Genomic DNA, 3,580 nt, shown 5'->3' on the forward strand with positions numbered 1-3,580 from the left:
TCTAGCCCGGCGGGGCTCGCCTCCGGCTTTGCCCCGCCGGGCCAGATCGGCACTCGCGTGATGGCTGGGGTTCCAGGCCCGCGCCCTTACAGGTAGAAGCCGGTCGCGCCGTCGGTGGTGGGGCGGCCGCCGGCGGGTTTGGTCTTCTCGCCCTTGCGCAGGGCCGCCAGCTCGGCGAGCGTCGCGCCGTCCGGGCCGATGTCGGCGCCCTCGGCGTGCTCGCCCAGCCAGTCCAGGGACTCCTCCCGCGTCAGCGGGCCGACCTCGATCTGCGCCAGGCAGCGGCCGGGCCGCACGACGGCCGGGTGCAGCCGGGCGAGGTCCTCGTTGGTGGTGATGGCCACCAGCACGTCCCGGCCCTGTCCCAGCATGCCGTCGGTCAGGTTGAGCAGGCGCGACAGGCCCTGCCCGGCCGACTGCTTGGCCTCGCCCCGGATCAGCTCGTCGCAGTCCTCCAGGATGAGCAGGCGCCAGCGGCGGTTCTCCTCGTCGTCCTGGCCCACCGCGGCCTGCATCAGGTAGCTGGGGGTGCCGAACAACGACTCGGGGTCCAGCACGCAGTCGGCGCGGCACCACTCGCCCCAGGCGCGCGCCAGGGCGCGCAGCGCGGTGGTCTTGCCGGTGCCGGGCGGGCCGTGCAGCAGCAGGAGCCGCCCCGAGACGTCCTCGCGCGTCAGCGCCATGACCTCGTCCAGGGCCTCGGCGACCGGCGCGGTGTAGTTGCGGCGGATGTCGGCCCACGGGTCGGCGGAGATGGCGCGCTCGCTGCGGGCGGGGCCGTGCCCGCTCATGTGCCAGAAGCCCATCTCGATGTTGGTCTCGTCGGTCTTGGGCGGCTCGGTGGCGTCCCGGACGCACTCGTCCATGATCGACGCGGCCAGCTCCTCGCTGACCGCCGAGACCGCCAGGTAGGCGTGGCCGTTGGTCCAGCGGTTGACCAGCAGGGTCCAGCCGTCGCCCTCGGCGAGCACCGAGCTCTGGCCGCGCTCCTCGGCGGCGCGCAGCAGCCGGGCGCTCTCCGGCCGGAGCGGGGCGTCGGGCTTGACGTGCTCCAGCCGGGTCGAGCGGGACCAGGGCTGCTCGCCCGAGGCGAAGGGACGCAGCGAGAGCACGTCCATCACGTCGGTGGGCGAGTTGTTGTCGTTGAGGTTGAAGACCACCGACAGCGGCGGCGCTCCTTCCGTCACCGTCTCCGGGGTTTCGACCAGGTGCAGGATCTCCGGCGGGCGCCGTGGCGTGGTCATGGATTCGATGATCAGCCCCGGCGCCGTCCGGCGTCCAGCGATTTACCCCGGCTGGTCGGTGTCAGGACCCTTCGGCGGGCTTGGCCTCGGGGGAGGTGGTGTCGGTGGGCTTGGCGTCGGCCACCTCGTCCGCGGCGGCCTTCGGCTCGGCGGGCTTCGGCTCAGCGGGCTTCGGCTCGGCGGGCTTCGGCTCGGCGGGCTTGGCCTTGGCTTCGGTGGCCTCGGGGGTGGCGGGCTTGGCCTCGGGCGACGCGGTGTCGGTGGGCTTGGCCTCGGTGGATTTGGCCTTGGCCGACTTGGTCGGCTTGGCCGCCTTGGTCTCCACCGGGGTCGCCACGGGGTCTTTGTCGTCGGGTGCCACGGCCTTGGCGGGCTCGGCCGCCTCGGCGGGCTTGACCGCCTTGTCCTGCGCCGTCTCGTCCGCGACGGCCTTGGCGGCGGCCGCCTCCTCGGCGGCGGCCTTCTCGCGGGCCGCGCGGCGGGCGGCGCGCTCCTCGCCCTCCTTGCGGTCGAGCTCGGCGGCCTCCTCCGGGGTCGGCGCGGTGCCGCCCAGGTAGGCCGGCTGCCACCAGCGCCCGTCCTCCTTGGGCAGCTCCGGGTACTCGCGCTGGGCCTTCTCCAGCAGCTCGGCGATCCGGGCGCGCAGCTCCTCGGTGACCTTGTCGTAGTCGTCGCCGCGCTTGGGGTGCATGGGCTCGCCGACCAGGATGGTGATCGGGACGCCGCGCTGGAACAGCCGCTTGGGGTGGCCCTTGGTCCACATCCGCTGCGGGCCCCAGACCGCCATCGGCACCAGCGGCACGCCCGCCGCGACCGCCATCCGCACCGCGCCGCTCTTGATGTCCTTGACGGTGAACGAGCGGCTGATGGTCGCCTCGGCGAACACGCCGATGACCTCGCCGCCCTTCAGCGCGTTCAGCGCCGCCTTGTAGGAGGCGGCCCCGGCCAGGCGGTCCACCGGGATGTGGTGCATGCCGCGCATCAGCGGCCCGGCGACCTTGTTGTCGAAGATCTCCTTCTTGGCCATGAACCGCACCAGCCGCCCGGCCGGATGCGCGCCGAGCCCGGCGAAGATGAAGTCGAGGTAGCTGACGTGGTTGCTGACGAGCACCGCGCCGCCGACGGGCGGGATGTTCTCGGTCCCCTCAATGCGGAACTTGAGGTTGAGGACCTTGAACAGGCCCTTCGCCGCCTTGATCACCGGTGGGTACACGATTTCGGCCATGGGTGAACCGTACTTGAGCGCGGCGGTGACCCGCGAGCGGTCCGGGCGGCACCGGGACCCGCGATAGATCACACAGCCGGCCGGAACTCTGAGAAGGTAGAGGGGTGCCGTGAGCCGGTGACGCATGAGAGGGGCTGAGCACATGGAACCGTTGGACGCGGCGTCGGACGTGCACGCCCTGATCCGCGACCTGCTGCCGGTGGTGGCGCCGGCCGCCTGGTTCGACGACGGCACCTCCGAGGTGGTGCTGCCGCTCGGCCGCTCCGAGGCGCGCGCCTCCACCTGGACGGTGCTGGAGCGCTGCGCCCGCGCCGAGCCCCCGGCCTGGCCGCGCCTGGTGGACGACTGGGTGCGCGAGGTCGGCGACCGGGCGTTCCGCGCGGTGGGCGAGATGGAGCTGTTCGGCGACGTGCGCGAGCTGCTGCGGCTGCGGATCGTCCCCAAGCTCGCGCCGCGCGACCGCGAGGGCCTGGTGGTGGTCCCGGCCGGCGACCACTTCGACGCCATGGTCATGATCGAGCACCCGCGCTACGGCGGCCCGCTGACCAAGGCCCGCGCCGGACTGCTCGGCCTGCACAAGCTCGGCTACGTGATGACCAACACCCACGACCGCGAGCTGGCCGACGTCCAGGTGCACGACCAGCCGCTGCTACCGGGCCGCGACGTGCGGGTGGTGACCAAGCCGGGCAGCCGGTACGTGTCGGCGCTGCTCAGCGAGGTCGGCCGGTTCCTGCCCCCGCCCGGCGACCCGGCGGCGAGCGGGCACGGGGCCCTGGTGGGCGTGCCGTGCCACAGCACGCTGCTGCTGTACCCGATCACCACGCGGGCGGTGCGCGAGGTGCTGCCGGTGTTCGCCGACGTGGTCGCCGAGATGCACGCGGCGGCGGAGGACCCGTGCGCGTACGGGGTGTACTGGAGCCACGACGAGCGACGGCTGACGCCGCTGCGGCCGGAGACGGCGCTGACGGGGTCGGGGGAGTTCGCGGCTTTGTTGCGGCGCTTGCCGGAGGAGTGACGGGCGGCTGGGGTTGTTGGTCGGGTGCGGCAAACCCGCGCGTGGCTGAGCTGCGCGGTCTTGTGTAGACCCCCACAGATTGAGTCGGTGCCTCGG

3 protein-coding genes are annotated in these 3,580 nt (G+C 73.2%); 1 reads left to right on the top strand and 2 read right to left on the bottom strand.

Annotated features, from left to right (window positions below; genetic code table 11):
• Nucleotides 1-86: 86 nt before the first annotated feature.
• Nucleotides 87-1,244 (bottom strand): DUF5925 domain-containing protein, encoded by a 1,158-nt coding sequence (locus AH6_RS41775; RefSeq protein ID WP_083983976.1) that lies wholly within the window; start codon nt 1,242-1,244, stop codon nt 87-89.
• Between the two features lie 61 nt (nt 1,245-1,305).
• On the bottom strand, nt 1,306-2,469 hold the full coding sequence (locus AH6_RS41780) for a lysophospholipid acyltransferase family protein (RefSeq protein WP_245679711.1): 1,164 nt from the start codon (nt 2,467-2,469) through the stop codon (nt 1,306-1,308).
• A 142-nt stretch (nt 2,470-2,611) separates the two neighbouring features.
• Between AH6_RS41780 and AH6_RS41785 the strand changes: the two genes are divergently transcribed.
• Nucleotides 2,612-3,484, top strand: a complete 873-nt coding sequence (locus tag AH6_RS41785) for a hypothetical protein (protein WP_067491999.1) — start codon at nt 2,612-2,614, stop codon at nt 3,482-3,484.
• Nucleotides 3,485-3,580 lie beyond the last annotated feature (96 nt).

The sequence above is a fragment of the Actinomadura hibisca NBRC 15177 genome (assembly GCF_001552635.1).
GTDB classification, from domain to species: Bacteria; Actinomycetota; Actinomycetes; order Streptosporangiales; family Streptosporangiaceae; genus Spirillospora; species Spirillospora hibisca.

Bases quoted from the DNA above. Each gene is read 5' to 3' on its own strand.
- AH6_RS41775 (WP_083983976.1), bottom strand. From the start codon at position 1,244: ATGACCACGCCACGGCGCCCGCCGGAGATCCTGCACCTGGTCGAAACC.
- AH6_RS41780 (WP_245679711.1), bottom strand. From the start codon at position 2,469: ATGGCCGAAATCGTGTACCCACCGGTGATCAAGGCGGCGAAGGGCCTG.
- AH6_RS41785 (WP_067491999.1), top strand. From the start codon at position 2,612: ATGGAACCGTTGGACGCGGCGTCGGACGTGCACGCCCTGATCCGCGAC.